General features: G+C 44.1%; 16 protein-coding genes. 11 read left to right on the forward strand and 5 right to left on the reverse strand.

Annotated features, from left to right (window positions below):
- Positions 1–243 precede the first annotated feature (243 nt).
- The 5 genes from AC06MN_RS00090 to AC06MN_RS00110 all read right to left on the reverse strand — a co-directional run bounded on the left by AC06MN_RS00090 (position 244) and on the right by AC06MN_RS00110 (position 3,670).
- Positions 244–720, reverse strand: a complete 477-nt coding sequence (locus AC06MN_RS00090) for a hypothetical protein (protein ID WP_475670314.1) — start codon at positions 718–720, stop codon at positions 244–246.
- Complete coding sequence (locus AC06MN_RS00095; protein ID WP_475670315.1) at positions 717–1,343, reverse strand: GTPase domain-containing protein; 627 nt, start codon at positions 1,341–1,343, stop codon at positions 717–719. Before AC06MN_RS00095 ends, AC06MN_RS00090 begins: the two co-directional genes overlap by 4 nt.
- Positions 1,344–1,374: 31 nt before the next feature.
- The gene (locus AC06MN_RS00100; RefSeq protein WP_475670316.1) at positions 1,375–1,596 is read right to left on the reverse strand and encodes a DUF6140 family protein; all 222 of its coding nucleotides are present in this window, start codon (positions 1,594–1,596) and stop codon (positions 1,375–1,377) included.
- 464 nt (positions 1,597–2,060) lie between these two features.
- Complete coding sequence (locus AC06MN_RS00105; protein WP_475670317.1) at positions 2,061–3,341, reverse strand: type II toxin-antitoxin system HipA family toxin; 1,281 nt, start codon at positions 3,339–3,341, stop codon at positions 2,061–2,063.
- Complete coding sequence (locus tag AC06MN_RS00110) at positions 3,335–3,670, reverse strand: helix-turn-helix transcriptional regulator (RefSeq protein WP_475670318.1); 336 nt, start codon at positions 3,668–3,670, stop codon at positions 3,335–3,337. The genes AC06MN_RS00105 and AC06MN_RS00110 overlap by 7 nt, the downstream gene beginning before the upstream one ends.
- 207 nt (positions 3,671–3,877) lie before the next feature.
- Here AC06MN_RS00110 and AC06MN_RS00115 point away from each other — a divergent pair, with 207 nt between their 5' ends.
- From AC06MN_RS00115 to AC06MN_RS00165, 11 genes are all read left to right on the forward strand, one after another.
- On the forward strand, positions 3,878–4,852 hold the full coding sequence (locus AC06MN_RS00115) for a polyprenyl synthetase family protein (protein WP_475670319.1): 975 nt from the start codon (positions 3,878–3,880) through the stop codon (positions 4,850–4,852).
- Between the two features lie 123 nt (positions 4,853–4,975).
- Positions 4,976–6,334 carry an ATP-binding protein gene (locus AC06MN_RS00120; protein ID WP_475670320.1) on the forward strand — a complete coding sequence of 453 codons (1,359 nt, stop codon included), beginning with the start codon at positions 4,976–4,978 and terminating at the stop codon, positions 6,332–6,334.
- Between the two features lie 175 nt (positions 6,335–6,509).
- On the forward strand, positions 6,510–7,445 hold the full coding sequence (locus AC06MN_RS00125) for a M23 family metallopeptidase (protein WP_475670321.1): 936 nt from the start codon (positions 6,510–6,512) through the stop codon (positions 7,443–7,445).
- A 63-nt stretch (positions 7,446–7,508) separates the two neighbouring features.
- Positions 7,509–8,984, forward strand: coding sequence for an RIP metalloprotease RseP (gene rseP, locus AC06MN_RS00130; RefSeq protein WP_475670322.1), 1,476 nt, complete (start codon positions 7,509–7,511; stop codon positions 8,982–8,984).
- A gap of 122 nt (positions 8,985–9,106) precedes the next feature.
- Entirely contained in the window at positions 9,107–10,075 is a 969-nt protein-coding gene (locus AC06MN_RS00135) for a PorP/SprF family type IX secretion system membrane protein (protein WP_475670323.1), read from the forward strand.
- Between the two features lie 140 nt (positions 10,076–10,215).
- On the forward strand, positions 10,216–11,625 hold the full coding sequence (porK, locus tag AC06MN_RS00140; protein WP_475670324.1) for a T9SS ring complex lipoprotein PorK/GldK: 1,410 nt from the start codon (positions 10,216–10,218) through the stop codon (positions 11,623–11,625).
- Positions 11,626–11,686: 61 nt separating this feature from the next.
- A complete protein-coding gene (gene porL / locus AC06MN_RS00145) occupies positions 11,687–12,547 on the forward strand; it encodes a type IX secretion system motor protein PorL/GldL (RefSeq protein WP_475670325.1) in 861 nt (286 codons plus the stop codon).
- A 46-nt stretch (positions 12,548–12,593) separates the two neighbouring features.
- On the forward strand, positions 12,594–14,267 hold the full coding sequence (porM, locus tag AC06MN_RS00150; RefSeq protein WP_475670326.1) for a type IX secretion system motor protein PorM/GldM: 1,674 nt from the start codon (positions 12,594–12,596) through the stop codon (positions 14,265–14,267).
- Positions 14,268–14,292: 25 nt separating this feature from the next.
- Positions 14,293–15,138, forward strand: coding sequence for a type IX secretion system ring subunit PorN/GldN (gene porN, locus AC06MN_RS00155; RefSeq protein ID WP_475670327.1), 846 nt, complete (start codon positions 14,293–14,295; stop codon positions 15,136–15,138).
- 36 nt (positions 15,139–15,174) lie between these two features.
- Positions 15,175–17,310, forward strand: a complete 2,136-nt coding sequence (recG, locus tag AC06MN_RS00160) for an ATP-dependent DNA helicase RecG (protein WP_475670328.1) — start codon at positions 15,175–15,177, stop codon at positions 17,308–17,310.
- 385 nt (positions 17,311–17,695) lie between these two features.
- Entirely contained in the window at positions 17,696–17,956 is a 261-nt protein-coding gene (locus AC06MN_RS00165; protein WP_475670329.1) for a hypothetical protein, read from the forward strand.
- The last annotated feature ends 4 nt before the right edge of the window (positions 17,957–17,960 follow it).

Below are 17,960 nucleotides of genomic sequence, written 5' to 3' on the forward strand. Positions count from 1 at the left end.
ATTTGCCAGAATTCATTTCTTACAGATTTTAACACCAGTAAGAAACGAAAGAATTTCAAATCGATTTTGTCAAAAAACTCTATAAATTATAAAAAACCAACACATTACAAGAAAATTTAAAAAGTTAACGCACCAGTATTAATATGACTTTTTTCTTTCTGGCGTGGCCACATACAGCACTTGTGGCAATGGTTGATTGTTTTCGTTCATACAAATAGATTTTGTTTTTGATATTTTATTTTATTATTTATTACAAAAAGCAAGTATGAGACCAATGAGCGTTATAAGGACGATGAGGATGGGAATCAATTTCTTTTTTCTCTTATTTTTCAGAAAAAAAACCCTAAATTTCTCAACATCTGTTTCATATAACGACAAATTAAGCATTTCAGAATAACGCTTCAAAGTTTCAATTATTTTTTCAAATTCAGACTGCTTTGTCGTGAAAACATAGACAAGATTCCTTCCTACTTCGTCTTTCTCCTTAAAGTTGCCACTCAACTGCCAAAGTTTCTTTTCCTTATTTCTCTTAATATAAAACGCGAGAGACGTGCTGTCGCTTTCACTATGCCTAATGTTGTATTTTTTGCCAAGGGAAGACATAAATTCCATAGCTTCGTTTTGTAAAACATTACCAGAGTAATGGCTCAATTCGCCATCTATTACAAAAAGATCAGGTTCTTCGCGCGAAGCGGCTTGACTCCATAAAAAATCATTCATTGTTTATTTCTTTTTTTTAGTTCATCATTAAGTGTAATAAAAACTGTTTTTGCTCCTTTTCTTTCTGTCAAATTAGTCAAAACCAATGGATGTTCATAAAACACATATTTGTAATCTTTCTCATTCAACAAATTCTTGACACTATCACTTAACATTTCATCTGACATTTTCACCTTATCTCTATGCGTTCCAACGGAAATAAGAACTTTTCCGTTAAGCAAATCCTTTTTATCCCATAAAAAAGAAATCCTTGGATTCACTTCATCATTTCTGTAACTATTGTTGTTCATATATTCATTTATATCAAAAACAAAAAACACCACATCAGATTCTTTCAATTTCTTTTCAAAGACCCCATTCGCTAAAAAATTGACACCTCCACCCATATCACAAAGAACATAGTGATATTTTTCATCTTCATATATAGTACATTCTTCTGTTCCTGTAGGAGAATAACAATGTGTAGGTTCGTCCTTTGAAAGCCATCTAATGAGAGTTGTTTTTCCTGCAGCCCGAGGTCCAGTAAAAAACACTTTTTGGTTTTTTAATTCTTCCTTTGTAATTGCAATTATTATTACCAAGAGTAATATGTAAGCAGCACCGCCAATAATCCACCATTCCATAATTAATTGTATTTAAAAAATCAAGTTATTTTTATCCAATCCTTTCACAATCCAGCCAAGCCATACTCAAAGCTCCGGCTTTCCTAATATCAATTCCGTAAATTCGCATGAAAGCATCCACGACGGGCTGGCCGCCATTGGTCGTTACAGGATTGCTCATGCTGTTTGTCACCACGTCAACGCTCATGCCGCGCTCAATGCGCACGCCGTTTGTGTTTTTGCTGTTTTTGACAGTCACTCTGAATAATGGCATAACCAATTTGTTTTCAAGCCTATAGCTTCCCCGATTCAGCCGTTTCACAATGCGCAAAGAAGGCTAGGAAACTTAATCGTAACTATTTTTGAAATACAGGCTCTGGAACACCTTCGTAAAGAAAACAGACACTGTTTACCTAGCCTGTATGTTTCAAACAGCATTGCTGAATGAATACAACATAGGCTGGCTTTTTCGTGTCTTATATCCCTTTACTAATTTTTCCAGAATTCGTATTTCAAGATACAAGCACAATTTGCCTTCTTGAAGACTGAGATTTCTCCCTCAGTTTCAGGCGCAAAAATAAGAAGTTTTTTTCTTTTGCAAGAAATATAGAAAAAAATAGAAAGAAATTTTTCAAGTGTGGGCAATAGGATTACAGCCTCGACATGATTTCTTCCGGCTGGAATCCAATACGAATTGAATTTCTTTGAGAGTAAATCAAGAAGCCCGGCTCAAAAAAGTCAGAACGCATTGTATAGCAAGTTGCCCTCTATCGCAGTTGCCGTTTCGTCCGGTATTCCACATCCTTTTGCAATTGATTTCCATTGGCTTACAGCATCGCATACCTGTCCGATTATCGCATTGCAATTCTTAATGTGGATGATTTGCGCCACAGCACGGAAATCATCAGCAGTGAAATCTGTCCATTTGCCATTGATCGACATCTGATGCTGCGAAGTCCATTCGCCTTTCGGGTTATAGCAATACGAGACGTCGTAGGCTGGCGAGAGCGACCATTCGCCTTTCTGATTCATTAGGAATGATATGTTTTTTGTGTGGTCATCTTGATTCCTGGCTATCACATTGAAGACCATTCTCCTAAAAAGTTCTTCAGCTTGTTTGTACGGCAAGCGGAGGCGACGCATCACTTGAAACGCCTGTTCGTATGAATAGGCATGAAGCATCTTGTAATCGAAATGAGCCAAGCCGCAAAGCGTCTGCGAGTGCAGTTTTTCATTTCCACCCAAACGGTCGAAACGCCGCGTCATGAAGTGCGCCCGTCCGTTTTCTTCGAGGATACGGCATTCCATCATCTCAATGCCAGCGTTTTTTGCCATCAAATAATAGGCGTATTCAATACGGCCATAATGTTTCGGATCGCCAAGCGAAGCATTTGTCACGCCATCGAGTTTCAAAAGCCAATGTCCGAAACCCTCGGGGGCATCGAGCTGGCCGGAACGGACTTCGCCCGTGTTTTCGTTAAAGGCGACTACGGCTTTTGCCCGTTGACCTCCTGCCGAAGTCCCAACCTTTATTATATTGGCAATTGCCTCTTTCCTGTTGTCATTCAGATTTGCATTGAGTTGCGTCTTGCTATCCATCACCTCTCTCGCGATTTCAACCAAAGAGCTGATTTCAAGTTCTGATTTTTGTTCAAGATGAACGTCTTGCGCCGGGACGAACTCCAACGCCCCCATGCTGCGTTTCCCTTGATAGCAAAGCCGTTCAACGGGATTGGCAAATGTACGTCCATTCATTGCCAGCCACCTGTCGAGCAAGGCCTTGCCGTATGCATCCGGCAAAGCATCGGCCAGAAGTCCAGGCAAACCGAGGAATGTGTCTTTGTTCAAATTGCCAAAAGAAAAAATCCTGTCACCTAAGGGCATCATCAATGGCGAAAGTTCCAAACCGGTTGATTTGAAACCGTCATCGTATTCGAACAATGCCGACTGCCGTTTTTCGTCCCACATCACGGCTCCGACATATTTGCCCCAAATAAAAACTTTAGCGAGGTTTACCATTCCGATTCAGTATTTTTGCCTTTCACATCTTTCGTCGCCCTTTCACGGACTTTCTCCCCATCAAGAATTCTTGCGTAAGCCGTCGGGCTGATTTGCCTTTCCTGAAAAAACACCTCAAGCAGGTCGAGACGGTTCATCGCCCGAAGCACTTGAATAAGCGTCATCAGCGAACAGTTGTGTCCGTTTTCAAGGTTGCTCAGCGCAAAAACCGAAATACCAGCGTTTTCGGCCACATCCTTTTGCTTGATGTTCTGCTCCAGCCGAGTTTCCTTCACTTTCCGCCCAATCATGGCAAGAAGCGCAACATCTGTCAACGAATAAACATCCATATAACTTTAGATATCTCAATATTTAGGCTGCAAAAATAGAAATTATTTTTGATATAACTAAAATTATTCACTAAGTAACTTATTACAAAATTTACAAATAAAGTTATTACTAAGTGGTTTATTACAAACGCGGCTTTTTATTGATTTTTCAGAGCATCTACTTTCTTCATTCCATAATTTCCTACTTTTGCAGCCAAAATCATCATCATGCCGGATTTGAATACCATTACAATGCCCATCGCTGAGGAATTAAAGCATTTCAATCTGCTCCTTGACAAGGAACTTGTGGCTGAAAGTCAACCGCTTTGTGGCATTTTCCAGCATGTGATGAATGCAAAAGGCAAACAACTGAGACCCGTTTTGGTTTTGCTTTCGGCAAAACTTTTTGGCGAAATCAACGACAAGACCTATCGCGCCGCGCTTTTCGTGGAAATGGTTCACACGGCCACACTTATTCATGATGACGTGATTGACGAATCGGGATTGCGTCGTGGCAAACCTTCCGTCAATGCGCATTGGGGAAATAGAACTGCCGTTCTTTCAGGCGATTACATCTTGTCGAAAGCCGTCTTGAATCTTTCTGAAAACGGCGATTACGACATCCTTTCCGAAGTGCTTCGCACCGCCTGCCTGATGAGCGAAGGTGAGCTGATGCAAAGCGACAAGGCTGCGCATTTCGACATCAATGAAGCGGATTATTTCAATATCATCACGCGAAAAACCGCCACTTTGATGGAAGTCTGCTGCAAGACAGGAGCTTTCTCTGTTGATGCCGGCCGACAGCAAATCGGCGCTTTGGCACAATTCGGTAAATACTTGGGCATCGCTTTCCAAATCCGAGACGACATTTTCGATTTTCAGCCTTCGCCGGAATTGGGCAAGCCCGCCGGCAACGACATTCGTGAGCACAATTTCACCCTTCCGTTGATTTTTTGCCTCAATCATTCCAATGAAACCGAGCGCCAGCAATTGCTCTCCGACATTCGTCAAATTGATGAAAATGCAAGTTTGCTACCTTCCATCGTGGAGCGCGTGACCGCCTCTGGCGGTATTGCCTACGCCGAAAGCCGCATGCAGGAATTTGTCAATTTTGCCTTGCAGCAATTGGATGGTTTTCCGCAAAACGAAGCATTTTCCGCCTTGCGTGAATTGGCGCATTATTGCGTGGAACGGAAAGCTTAAAGCAAAATCAATATTTGTTAATCGGATTGCAAATGCCATGTGTTTTGGCCTTATACCTGCGCACTATCAAAGATTTCGGTGTTTCCATACCTGCGCATTGTCAAAAATTATTATTTTTGCGCCATGATTTTCAGAAGAAAAATATATGACAAGCTGCTTGAGTGGAAGCAAACGGCTAAGGGGACGAAGGCTTTGCTCATCGAAGGCGCGCGGCGCATCGGCAAGTCGACCATTGTGGAACAATTTGCTAAAAACGAATACAGATCCTACATCATCATCGATTTCAACGATGTCAGTTCGGTGGTCTTGAATTGTTTTGAGAACTATCTGAACGATTTGGATACTTTTTTCATGATTCTCGGCACCGAATATGGAGTCACCCTTCACCGTCGCGATTCGTTAATTGTCTTTGACGAGGTGCAGCGTTATCCCAGGGCACGCCAATCGGTGAAAAAATTGGTGAAGGACGGCCGCTTTGATTACATTGAAACAGGGTCGCTTATCTCAATCCGCGATGCCGTAAAGGATATCACCATTCCTTCGGAAGAACGTTCCATAAAAATGTATCCGATGAGTTTTGAGGAATTTGCAATGGCTTTCGATGAGGATAATCTCGTTGCCTACATTAAGGAGTGTTTTGCCGAAAAAAAGCCTTTGGAGCGTAATCTTCACAACAAGGCGATGATGCTTTTCAAGCAATACATGCTTGTTGGCGGTATGCCGCAGAGCGTGTCGGCGTTTCTTGAAAACGACTGCAATTTTTCGGCGGCAGATGCCGAAAAACGCGACATCCTTTCGCTTTACCGGAATGACATCATGCGTATCGATGCACAATACCGTTCGAAGGTACTTTCAATTTTCGACCAGTTGCCTTCGTTTCTTTCTAATCATGAAAAGCGGATTGTGTTCTCTGAAATTGCAAAAGGCTCTTATTTCGAGCAATATACCGATACGTTCTTTTGGCTTGGCGATTCGATGATTGTCAACGAATGTTTCAACACAACCGACCCGAACGTCGGACTGAGCCTGAACGAAGACCGTACTTTCATCAAGTGCTATATGGGTGATACGGGTTTGCTTGTCAGCCACGCTTTCAGCGAAAATGAAATTGCCGATGAGCAGCTTTATAAACAGATTTTGCACAACAAACTTTCGTTAAATGAAGGAATGTTGTATGAAAACGTGATTGCGCAAATGCTTGTGGCAAACGGACACAAGTTGTTTTTCTATACGCATTACAACGAGGAAAAGCACCGGAACGACATAGAGATTGATTTCCTGATTTCAAACATGAGCAAAACCAAATATAGGATTTATCCGATGGAGGTGAAATCGTCGGCAAGATACACAACTACTTCTTTGGACAGATTCGGGATCAGGTTTCATGAAAGGGTAGAGGCATCATACGTGATACATCCAAAGAACCTTTCGGTGGAAGGTAGCCGTATTTCAATTCCGCCATACATGACGATTTGCCTGTGAAAACGGTCTTATACCTGCGCACTATCAAAGATTTCGGTGTTTCCATACCTGCGCATTATCAAAAAATGGTGTTTTCATGTAGAAATGCGATCAATCGCGTCTTAAACATATTTTCTTAATCACACGCAATATTTATTATTTTTGCAAGTTAATTAATCCCTTAAAGGAAAGCAAAATGGAAGAAGAAAACCAAGACAGCCAGCAGCAAAAAAAGAAGAAATCGTTGCTGAAACGGCTCAACCAGACCTATCATTTCCTCATGTCGCACGACGAGACGCGAAAACCCATCATGGATTTTCGCCTCAATCTGTTGAAACTGGTTTTGGTTATCATTGGCGTAGCTTTGCTGCTCATCATCATCACGACTTTCATCATAGCCTTTACGCCTTTGCGCGAATACATTCCCGGTTATGCCGATACCAAGTTGAACCGCGAGGTATACAACCTCAACCGCCGCGCCGATTCGCTTGTCGTCGAAATGCAGAAACGCGACAATTATTTCTACAATTTGCAGAAAGTGATAGAAGGTTACGACTTTGCCGCCGATAGTTGCAATGAAGAGATTAATATCTATGCCCCTTTGCCGAAAGAGATGCTCGACACCATCATGTTGAAGAAATCCATTCAGGACAGCTTGCTGAGAATGGAATTTGAAAACGCGTCGCAATACGACCTTTTCGCTTCGCCGGTGGCGGTCTCGCGCAATACGGAGGTGAAGAATTTCTATGTTCCGTTGAGCGGCACCATCATTCAGCCTTTCAATGCGGCAAACGGCCATTATGGCGTCGACATTGTTGCCGAAAAGAACCAAATCATCAATGCCACGCTCGATGGCACCGTGGTGTTCGCCACATGGAGCATTGATAATGGTTATACAATTGGAATTCAGCACGATAATAGCTATTTTTCGACCTACAAGCACAATGCGACCCTACTGAAAAAGGAAGGCGATTTCGTGAAAGCGGGCGAAGCCGTTGCCATTTTGGGCGAATCGGGCGAGTCGGGTGAAGCCGGCAAATCGAAGGAAGTGCCACACTTGCATTTCGAAATCTGGTACAATGGCATGGCGCTGAATCCTGAGGATTACATGAACTTCAAGTCAAACTATTAATCGGTGCTATTCGGAAAAATATTATTTTTGCAAACTTTTTTACACTGAAAACAAACAATCATCATGGTTATATTAATTAAGGTATTGCAATTCATACTTGCGCTTTCGCTGCTGATTATCATACACGAACTTGGTCACTTTACCGCAGCCAAGATTTTCAAGACCCGCGTGGAGAAATTCTATCTTTTCTTCGACTGGGGCTTTTCGTTGGTCCGCTGCAAACGCGTCAATGGCAAGTTGCGTTGGAAATTCTTTGCGAAAAACGTTCCTGAGAAATATGAGGTCGTCGAAAAGACCAATGCCGATGGCAAAAAGGAAAAAGATTACATCCCGATTGACCTCAGCACTTTGCCGGAGGATGACTGGCGTCGCAGCGATAATACGGAATACGGCATCGGCTGGTTCCCGCTGGGCGGCTACAACAAGATTGCCGGCATGATTGATGAATCGATGGATAAGGAAGCCATGAAACAGCCTCCGCAACCTTGGGAGTTCCGCTCGAAACCTGCCTGGCAGCGTTTCATCATCATGTTTGGCGGTGTCTTTATGAACGTCGTGCTCGCATTCATTATTTATATAGGATTGCTTTCCAGCTATGGCAAACAATATCTGCCGACTTCCGAAGTCAACAAATACGGCATTTCCGTTGATAGTCTGGCCTATGAGTTCGGTCTCCGCGACGGCGACAAGATTCTGGCTGTCGATGGCAATTATATTGAGAATTTCGCCCAGATTCCGATGCAGATCATCCTTGAAAAAGCCACTACCATTGAAGTGGAACGCAATGGCGAAAGGGTTTTGATTACTTTGCCTGACGATGCTTTGCAGAAATTGTTGGCCAAGCAGGACGGCAATTTCATTTCTTTCCAGACGCCTTTCGTGGTTCAGGATTTTGGCGATAATTCCGTAGCGCAGGTTGCCGGCGTTGAAAAAGGCGATGTCATCATTGGCGTCAACGGCATTTCCACACCTTATTATCAGAATTTCGTCCGTGTCATAAAGGCATATAAAGACCAGGACATCACTCTGTCGGTGTTGCGCAATGCCGATACTTTGCAATATGCCATGCATCTTCCCGCAGAGGGCATTATCGGTGTCTATATGGGCAACATTAATGACTATTTTGAAATGAGCACCACCGATTATACGCTTATTGAAGCCATTCCGGCAGGTTTCAGCGAAACTTTTTCACAGCTCTCCGATTATTGGAAGCAGGTGAAGCTGATTTTCAGTCCCAAGACAAAGGCCTACGAAAGTGTCGGCGGCTTCATTTCCATCGGCAAGGTCTTCCCCGACACTTTTGAATGGGGCATGTTCTGGCGTTTGACGGCTTTCTTGTCCATCGCCTTGGCGGTGATGAACATCTTGCCGATTCCGGCTTTGGATGGTGGTCACATCCTTTTCCTGCTCTACGAAATGATTACTCGACGTAAGCCAAGCGACAAATTTATGGAAATTGCCGAAACCATCGGTCTGTTTTTGGTGCTTGCTTTGGTGGTTTTGGCCAATGGAAACGATATCATCAGATTGTTCAAGTAAAAAAATAGTGAATTTATATTCGTGATTTTCAATTGTTTGAATGATAACAGGAAAAATTATTTGATTGAGGTAAATACTAAATTCGTATTTTAGCGGTTCAATTCCTACAACAAAAAGTGAAATTGAGTAAGAAATTCAGACATATTGCACTCACCGTGGCCTTGATGATGGCTGTCTTGTCAGGAGCAAAAGCCCAGCAAGCACCTATTTTTACTAATTTCACCAATTCGTATGCCTACGCTAATGCCGGTTTCGCGGGCATGAGTCAGGGCGTCAATGTGTTGGGTCTTTACCGTCAGCAGTATTCGGGATTTACTGATAACGATGGCAATGAAGTTGCACCAACCACATTCCTTTTGACGGGCGATATGCCTTTCAAGGTGTTGCACGGCGGTCTGGGACTTTCCATCGTGCAGGATAAAATTGGTTTTGAGAGCAATACGAATGTCGGCCTCGGCTATTCCTATCATTTGGATTTGGGTGGCTCGAAATTGGGAATCGGCGTGGCGGCGACCTTGCTCAACCGTTCCGTTGATTTCAGCAAACTTACGTCGACCAATTCCGCTGATCCTTTGTTGCAAGGTTTGGGCGAGGAAAGCGACATGATGTTCGATTTCAATGTAGGTGCTTTCTGGCAAGTGCCCGAATCGTTTTATCTCGGTTTTTCCGTTGTCAACGTGTTGGAAACCATGGGCAAGGCTTTGGGGCAGAATGCCGAAAGCAGTGCCAGTTTCACTACCGACCGCACTTTCTATCTCTTTGCCGGTTATCCGTTCTCGTTTGAGATGCTTCCAGCATTCACATTTGTCCCAGCCGTCAGCGTGATGAACGATATCGCTGCAACGCAATTTAACCTGAGCGCGAAAGTGGTATATAATAATGTGTTTTCCTTGGGCGCCAACTACCGTCCGCAGGAATCCATTGACTTGATGGTTGGATTAATCATCAAGGATATCATGATTGGTTATTCGTATGATATTAATACAATGGGATTGGATGTGCCTGGCTCGCATGAAATTGCGGTCAGTTATTGTTTCAAGTTAGACCTTGACCGCACGCCAAGAGACTATCGAAGTGTACGATTCTTGTAAAAATATAGCAGTTTGGAGAAAAAAAATGTTTGTTCAATCATAATATTTTCTAATTTTGGCGGTTCTTAGATGAAAGTCTGAGGTCAGAAATAAGAATTTAGAAGAAGTAAAATAATAGTAATTATATCATTGTTAAGAAGATGAAGAGACTACTGTTCGTATTTTCGGTCGCGTTGCTCCTGAGCGCATGCGGCAATTCTAATCAAGGTGAATTGGTTGGTGTACGCAAAACCAACAAAACCTTCAATCAGCCGGATCCTTACGGCATGGTGTTTGTTCCTCAGGGCAGCTACACCATGGGCGTAGGAGGCGAAGACATTACAGCATCCTACATGAACGAGCCGAAAACGGTTTCCGTTCCTGCATTTTTCATGGATGAAACCGAAATCACCAACAACGAGTACCGTCAGTTCGTTTACTGGGTCAGAGACTCTATCGCAAGACAACTGCTTGCCGAAAGTTTCCCTGACAGGTACGCCATCACCGAAAGCAAAAGTGGTGAAGTGTACGATCCGCCAAGGTTGAACTGGAAGGAAAAAATCGAGTGGAACGGCAAGGATCAGGATGTGCGTGAAGCATTGGAGCCTATGTATCTGCCTGAACACGAAAGATATTTCCGTAGAAAGGAAATCGACACGAGAAAATTGTATTACTCCTATTTCTGGATTGATATGCAGGCTGCCGCTCGCAAGGAATTTGCTGATGGCAAATTGCAGGAAAACGATTATTCGTTGGGCGAAGCCGATGCTGGCATCAATGTCGATAGAAAGGGTGCATGGTCGAACCGTAAACAGGGCTACACCGACCGTTCCGTTTACACACGTGCAGAGGCCATTAATGTTTATCCTGACACTTTGTGCTGGATTCACGACTATTCCTATTCCTTCAACGATCCTATGACGGAAAAATACTTCTGGCATCCGGCTTACGACAATTATCCTGTCGTTGGCGTGACATGGCAGCAGGCCCGTGCATTCTGCGTCTGGCGTACTGAATTGCTGAATGCATACCTCCGTACCAAGAAAGATGTCGACCTCTCGGAATTCCGCCTGCCTAATGAAACCGAATGGGAATGGGCTGCCCGTGGTGGCAACATGCTCAACCCATATCCTTGGGGCGGTCCTAACGCCAGCAATGCCAAGGGTTGCTTCCTGGCTAACTTCAAGCCGAGAAGAGGCAACTACCTCGCTGACGGTGGTCTGAGAACTTTGGTCGTCGGCTGCTATCCTCCTAACGGTTGGGGCTTGTACGACATGGCTGGCAATGTTGCCGAATGGACTAATAGTGCCTACGATCCTAACGTCTATAACTTCACTTGGGATATGAACCCGAACTACACCTACAATGCTCGTCCAGACGATCCGCCTGTAATGAAGCGCAAGGTCGTTCGTGGTGGTTCATGGAAGGATGTCTCTTATTATCTTGAAGTCGCAACCCGCGACTATCAGTATCAGGATTCAGCCAACTGTTACACTGGCTTCCGTTGCATCCAGCCTTACTTAGGCCGTAACAAGGGCGACAACCCAAAGATGTCAAGAGTTTACAGATAATCAAGAAAATAACAAACAAATAATAATCAACAATTTAATTAATCTTTAATAGAAATTTGTCATGGCAAAATCACAAGAACAAGAAAAACTTACCGGTTTTAAGAAATTCCAAGCCCTCACACAGACTAAGAGCTACAAAACCTTTATGGCTTACATTTATGGCTGGGGCGCATCCATCGTTATGATTGGTGCTTACTTCAAATTGACCCACATCCCTGGTGCTGATATTATGCTGGGTGTCGGTCTGGGTGTTGAAGCTCTCATCTTCTTCTTGTCAGCTTTCGAACCACAGCACTTGGAATATGCTTGGGACAATGTCTTCGTGGAATTGGAAGAAGATTGGGATGGCAAATCAAGAACTTCATTCAATACAGGTTCATCAAACGGTGCCGTTTCAAACGTTGAAGATGCTATGTTGAGCAAGATGTTCGAAAAGATGAATGTCAGTGAAGATACTTTCAATAAGATTGGTAAAGGTCTTGAAAAGATGGCTCAGAATGCTGGTCAGATAGCTGACATTACAAACGCAATGGCTGCTACCAACAACTATGCTACCACAATGAACAATGCTACCAAGACCATCGCTGAATTCGCTAACAACTATACCAACACCAACAAGAAGCTTTCCGAATCATTGGGCAAGCTTGACTTCAGCGCTCTCGATGCCAACACCATTAAGAAGGTGGCCAATAGCATGACCTCGCTCAATTCAATCTATGAACTTCAGCTGCAGGGTGCTGAACAGACTTCAGCTGCCAGCAAGAAGTTGGTTGAAACAATGAACAAGTATATGGAAAACATGAGCGCTTCAGCACAGAACGCTGGCCAACTCAACCAACAGTTGACTCAGTTGTCATCACGCTTGACCGCTTTGAACAACGTTTACGGTGGAATGCTGTCTGCAATGAACATCAAGGCATAATTCTACTTCAACCGAGTTTTAACTTTTAAAAAAGGAGAGTAAGAATATGTCAGGTGCAAAAGAAACCCCGAGGCAGAAGATGATTGGTATGATGTACCTCGTCTATACCGCCTTGTTAGCAATGAATGTCTCAAAGGACATCCTGAACGCATTCGATATCGTGAATAACGGTGTTCAGGAAACTAACTATAGCATTGGTCAGACCATCAACAACCAGTATGCTTCTTTTCAGGAACAGTATTCAATGGATCCTGAAAAAGTCGGTCCATTCTGGAATAAGGCTCAGGAAGTGAGAACGAAGACCAACGAAATCATCAATTATGTTGAAGCTCTGAAATGGGAACTCACCAGCAACATTGAAATGGAAAATCCTGATATTGAAACTGCTTTCACTGGTGAAGCCCCTCTTCTCGATAGGGATAAGACCGTGACTTCAGGCGACAGAATCATGTACACCATTAATACTTCAAACGTAAAAGCCCGTGATAACTTCAATGACCCTACAGCTTTCCTTATAGAAGGAGATGCCAAAGCTACCGAACTTTGCGGAAAGATTGATGAGTACCGTACATTCCTGATGAATACCCTTACTGATGAATCAACCACTACAGAACAGAAACAGGCTTTGAGCAAGGAAATCGGTCTTGTTACCAATACCGATGGTATGGGCGAAGCTGTCGAATATCACGAAGGTTCAAAAGGTGGCGATGTCATCGATTGGGAGAGATACAATTTCTATCACACCGTCTTGATTGCCGACATCACCTTGATGAATAAGATTGTCTCTGAAATTCAGACTGCTGAAAGAATGACCATCAACAAGCTGGCTGGTGATATTCACGCTAGCGACTTCACATTCGATAACATCGGTGCTAAGGTGTTTGCAGAAAGCAAGTACGTCGTTTCAGGTCAGCCATACGTAGCTCAGGCTATGGTAACTGCTTGGAAGAATTCTCAGATTACCGCTAAGATTTCTCTTGATGGTGGTGCTGTCCAGGAATACCAAAGCGATGCTACAGGCGTTATTCCGTTGCAGTTTGGCGGTGGTATTGGTTCACACAGATACACTGGTGTCATCGAAATGCGTGACCCTAAGACCAACGAAATGAACGAATATCCATTCGAAGGCGAATACACTGTCACTCCTCCGGCGAGCGTGAGCGTTTCGGCTACCAAGATGAATGTGGTTTATGCCGGTATTGACAATCCTATCAGTGTTGCTGCCGGTGGTAGCGGTAACCTGAGCGTCACAGCTACAGGTGCTACCCTTACAAGTGCTGGTAATGGCATCTATAACTTGAGAGTTACTCAGGGTGCTACCAAGGTTACTGTCCATGTCAGCCGCGAAGGCATCAATGGCAACGTTGACTTCCGTGTCAAGGACCTTCCAAAGCCAACAGCTCTTATCAGAAACGTTGGTGCTGACGGTAAGGTTTCAAAGTCAGCTCTGCTTGCTGCTAACCGCGTTGAAGCTGAAATGAAGGACTTCGATTTCGAAGGCGTTCACTACGATGTGACCGGTTACACCATGAAGTACAGAACCAAGGCTGGTACCACAAAAGAAGCTAAGGTTACAGGCCCAACATTCAGCGACGAATGTAAGAATGCCCTCAACTCAGCAAATGTCGGTGATATGTTTGTGTTCACTGCTATCCAGGTTAAGGGTAACGATGGTAAGACTAAGGTCCTTGACTCACAGCTTGCCGTTGAAATCAAATAATAATAACCATTAAAAAGAAATAAAGATGAAAAAGACACTTGTTTCAATGCTCGCCATGATGGTGCTTGGCGGTTTCGTTGGCAGTCTGAAGGCTCAGACCACCGACATCAAGCCACCTATGAATAGCATCATGTCGTCGCAGCAACAGACCATCATAGATAAGAAGCCTTCGCCACAACCTGAAATTCAGGAATCGAATATCATGTGGAAGAAGACCGTCATCCGTGAAATTGATTTCCGTCAGAAAATCAATCAAGTGTTCTATTATCCGACAAATCCGACTGAAGATTGGAAAAACCTTGTAACGGTGCTTTACGATGGCATTCAGAGTGGCGACATTACTGCTTACCGCGTAGAAAACAACATCGACGACATGGTTGCTCCGTTGACTCGTGATGATTTTGAAAAGGCCTCCTCAAAGATTGGTGACCCGCCGGTCATCTGGAAAGACGGTGAAGAAGTTCCTAACGAAGTCTCTTTCAAGGATCGTATGCTCAACGTCACCCGTCTCAGAATTAAGGAAGACTGGTATTTCGACAAGAAATTATCGCAGTTCTTAGTCAGAATCATTGCCATCAGCCCGATTATTGTGGAAGAAGACGGTCTGTCACAGCCCTGTTGGATTCCTTACGATGAACAGACGAGAACGGTTTTGTCTCAGTCGTTTGCATTCAACCGCAACAATGCAGCCGCCCGTTTGACTTACGATGAAATTCTGCAAAAGCGCATCTTCGATAGCTATATCGTTAAAGAAGAAAACGTTTACGACAGATACATCAATTCCTACGCTTTCAATATTGATGCTCTTTACGAATCAGAACGCATCAAGAACGACATGTTCGATTTCGAACAGAGCTTGTGGGAATATTAATGTTGATCAGGTTTTCAAAAAGAAACTCCGGCAGTCATGTCGGAGTTTTTTGTTTATCTTTGCGGCATGGAAGCCAATCTGTTGCAAACGAAAATCGGTTTTCTGAAGGGTGTCGGCCCCAAGCGTGCCGAACTGCTTCAGAAGGAACTGAATGTGTATACCTATCAAGATATGCTCAATCAATTTCCTTTCCGTTACATCGACCGCAGCCAGATTCAGAAAGTGGCACATATCAATGATGACACGGTGTATTACCAACTTATCGGCACCATTTCGAACCTCAAATTGATTGGCGCACCACGACCGACACGCGCCACCGCCATTTTCAGCGACGATTCGGGCAGCATCGAATTGGTCTGGTTCCGTGGCCTTAAATGGCTGAAAGACAAGTTCAAGTTTGGAACGAAATACGTCCTTTTCGGCAAAGCCAGCGAATTTAACCACACCTACAATTTCGTCCATCCTGAAATTGAGCCATACGACCCAAACGACCCGCTGATTGGCGAAGGTCTGCAAGGCGTTTATTTCACGACAGAGAAATTGAAAGACAATGGTTTAGGAACGCGTACCATAGCAAAAATGCAGAAGCTCATCCTGCAACAGTTGTTTGACGTGATTCCCGAGACTTTGCCACAAAGCATCATCCAGCAGGAAAACCTGATGCCGAGAAAATACGCTTACTATCAGATACATCTGCCCGCCAATAACATTGAAATTCAGCAGGCTACGCGCCGACTGAAATATGAGGAACATTTTTTCTTCCAACTAAAAATGCTCCGTAACAAGAAACGTCGCGAAATGTCGACACCCGGCTATGTCTTTGCCACAGTCGGCGATTATTTCAACGAGTTTTACAGCCATCATCTGCCTTTCCCTCTGACCAATGCGCAGAAACGTGTCATCAAGGAAATACGCAAGGATTTGGGTTCAGGGCACCAGATGAACCGCTTGCTGCAAGGTGATGTGGGCAGCGGAAAAACCATTGTCGCGCTGATGGTCATGCTTCTGGCTTTGGACAACGGTTTTCAGGCTTGCTTGATGGCACCAACAGAAATCCTTGCTACACAGCATTTTGCCACTTTGCAAGAGCAACTTGAAGGCATGAACATTAACTATGCCTTGCTGACGGGTTCAACGAAAATCGGCGAACGAAGAAAGATTTATGCCGGTCTTGCCGACGGCACTATTCAGTTGGTCGTAGGTACACACGCTTTGATTGAAAGCAAAGTGGTTTTTAAGAATTTAGGTTTGGTCATCATTGACGAGCAGCATCGTTTTGGCGTTGAGCAACGCTCGAAATTCTGGGAAAAGACCGAAATTCCGCCTCACACTCTGGTGATGACCGCCACCCCGATTCCGCGCACCCTTGCCATGACCCAATATGGCGACCTTGACGTGTCGAAAATCGACGAATTGCCGCCTGGAAGAAAACCCGTGAAGACCTATCATCTCTATCAGGATGACCGCTACCGCATCATGTGTTTCATGAAGCAGCAAATCGCTGATGGACGGCAGATTTACGTGGTTTATCCTTGCATCAAGGAATCGGAAAAGACCGATATGATTGCCTTGCAGGCGGGTTACGAGGCCCTGCTTGCCGATTTCCCCGAGCCGCAATATAAGTTATGTGTCTGCCACGGACAGCTCAGCGCCGAAGACAAGGATTGGGAAATGCAGCGTTTCATCAGTAAAAACGCACAAATCATGGTGGCGACGACGGTCATCGAAGTAGGTGTCAACGTGCCGAATGCCTCGGTCATGGTGATTGAAAACGCCAATCGTTTCGGACTTTCGCAGTTGCATCAGCTGAGAGGACGTGTAGGTCGTGGCGCTGACCAGTCGTATTGCATCCTCGTCACCGACCACAAACTGACCGCCGACGGCAAGAAACGCATGGAAACCATGGTCAACAGCAACGACGGCTTCGAAATTGCCGAAGTGGATTTGGAGTTGCGCGGTCCAGGCGAAACCGGCGGCACACGGCAGTCAGGACAAATCGAAATGATGATTGGCGACTTGCAAAAAGACGGCGCACTGATTCAGCAGACACGCGCCATGGCTATCCGCCTTTTGGAAATTGACCCGAAATTGACTTTACCAGAGAACAGACTTTTACGCGAACATTACAAGGAATTGTTCGCCCAGACCTTCGATTGGAGCCAAATAGGGTAGAGGCTGTCGTTAAATAAATGAAATGATTTGGGAAAGTGTAGAGACGCGACATGTCACGTCTCTACCGCCCCAAACCAGATCATATACGGCAAAATGAAATGGAAGGGCGACCTTGAATAAGGGTTGCCCTTCTTCGTTTTTTCAACACGAATTACCACGAATTAACCATTAATTCTCCATCAATTTCCTTTCTTCCGTCGCCCCTTCGACAGGCTCAGGGAGCTTAGTGGGCTGACTGAATTGGACAAACTTAATATGTTTTGTGGAAAAAACGTCCACAAAGGAAAAAAAGTTAAAAATTGACTAAGGGTAAAATTCGAGTTATCGGTCTATAGGATGTATTGCATGCATACATTATATTAATATGACGTCAAATCATACACCATTGAAGCAATTTTCATTTACGGCATTTGTCCGTATGGGTGATTCTCCCCGTTTCGCTGTGCTTCCGCAATACATTGAACCTACAGAATCATTTTCCAATTGTTTATTCAAATCTCTTGTTTTCCAGCAAGTTGCAAGACATGATGTTTGCATGATGGAACCAAACCGTTATTTAAGATTGATGCTTGCAGCCAAGGCAGGCAGCTTGCCGCAGGCCGGAAGTTGCAGTTTCAATAGTAAGTACTTATTATTAATTAATTAACCTA

Source organism: Candidatus Limimorpha sp. (genome assembly GCF_056203535.1).

Excerpts from the sequence above, each read along its gene's own strand:
- AC06MN_RS00105 (WP_475670317.1), bottom strand. The coding sequence starts at position 3,341 with ATGGTAAACCTCGCTAAAGTTTTTATTTGGGGCAAATATGTCGGAGCC.
- porK (WP_475670324.1), top strand. The coding sequence starts at position 10,216 with ATGAAGAGACTACTGTTCGTATTTTCGGTCGCGTTGCTCCTGAGCGCA.
- recG (WP_475670328.1), top strand. The coding sequence starts at position 15,175 with ATGTCGGAGTTTTTTGTTTATCTTTGCGGCATGGAAGCCAATCTGTTG.
- porL (WP_475670325.1), top strand. The coding sequence starts at position 11,687 with ATGGCAAAATCACAAGAACAAGAAAAACTTACCGGTTTTAAGAAATTC.
- porM (WP_475670326.1), top strand. The coding sequence starts at position 12,594 with ATGTCAGGTGCAAAAGAAACCCCGAGGCAGAAGATGATTGGTATGATG.
- porN (WP_475670327.1), top strand. The coding sequence starts at position 14,293 with ATGAAAAAGACACTTGTTTCAATGCTCGCCATGATGGTGCTTGGCGGT.
- AC06MN_RS00095 (WP_475670315.1), bottom strand. The coding sequence starts at position 1,343 with ATGGAATGGTGGATTATTGGCGGTGCTGCTTACATATTACTCTTGGTA.
- rseP (WP_475670322.1), top strand. The coding sequence starts at position 7,509 with ATGGTTATATTAATTAAGGTATTGCAATTCATACTTGCGCTTTCGCTG.
- AC06MN_RS00100 (WP_475670316.1), bottom strand. The coding sequence starts at position 1,596 with ATGCCATTATTCAGAGTGACTGTCAAAAACAGCAAAAACACAAACGGC.
- AC06MN_RS00125 (WP_475670321.1), top strand. The coding sequence starts at position 6,510 with ATGGAAGAAGAAAACCAAGACAGCCAGCAGCAAAAAAAGAAGAAATCG.
- AC06MN_RS00090 (WP_475670314.1), bottom strand. The coding sequence starts at position 720 with ATGAATGATTTTTTATGGAGTCAAGCCGCTTCGCGCGAAGAACCTGAT.
- AC06MN_RS00115 (WP_475670319.1), top strand. The coding sequence starts at position 3,878 with ATGCCGGATTTGAATACCATTACAATGCCCATCGCTGAGGAATTAAAG.
- AC06MN_RS00120 (WP_475670320.1), top strand. The coding sequence starts at position 4,976 with ATGATTTTCAGAAGAAAAATATATGACAAGCTGCTTGAGTGGAAGCAA.
- AC06MN_RS00110 (WP_475670318.1), bottom strand. The coding sequence starts at position 3,670 with ATGGATGTTTATTCGTTGACAGATGTTGCGCTTCTTGCCATGATTGGG.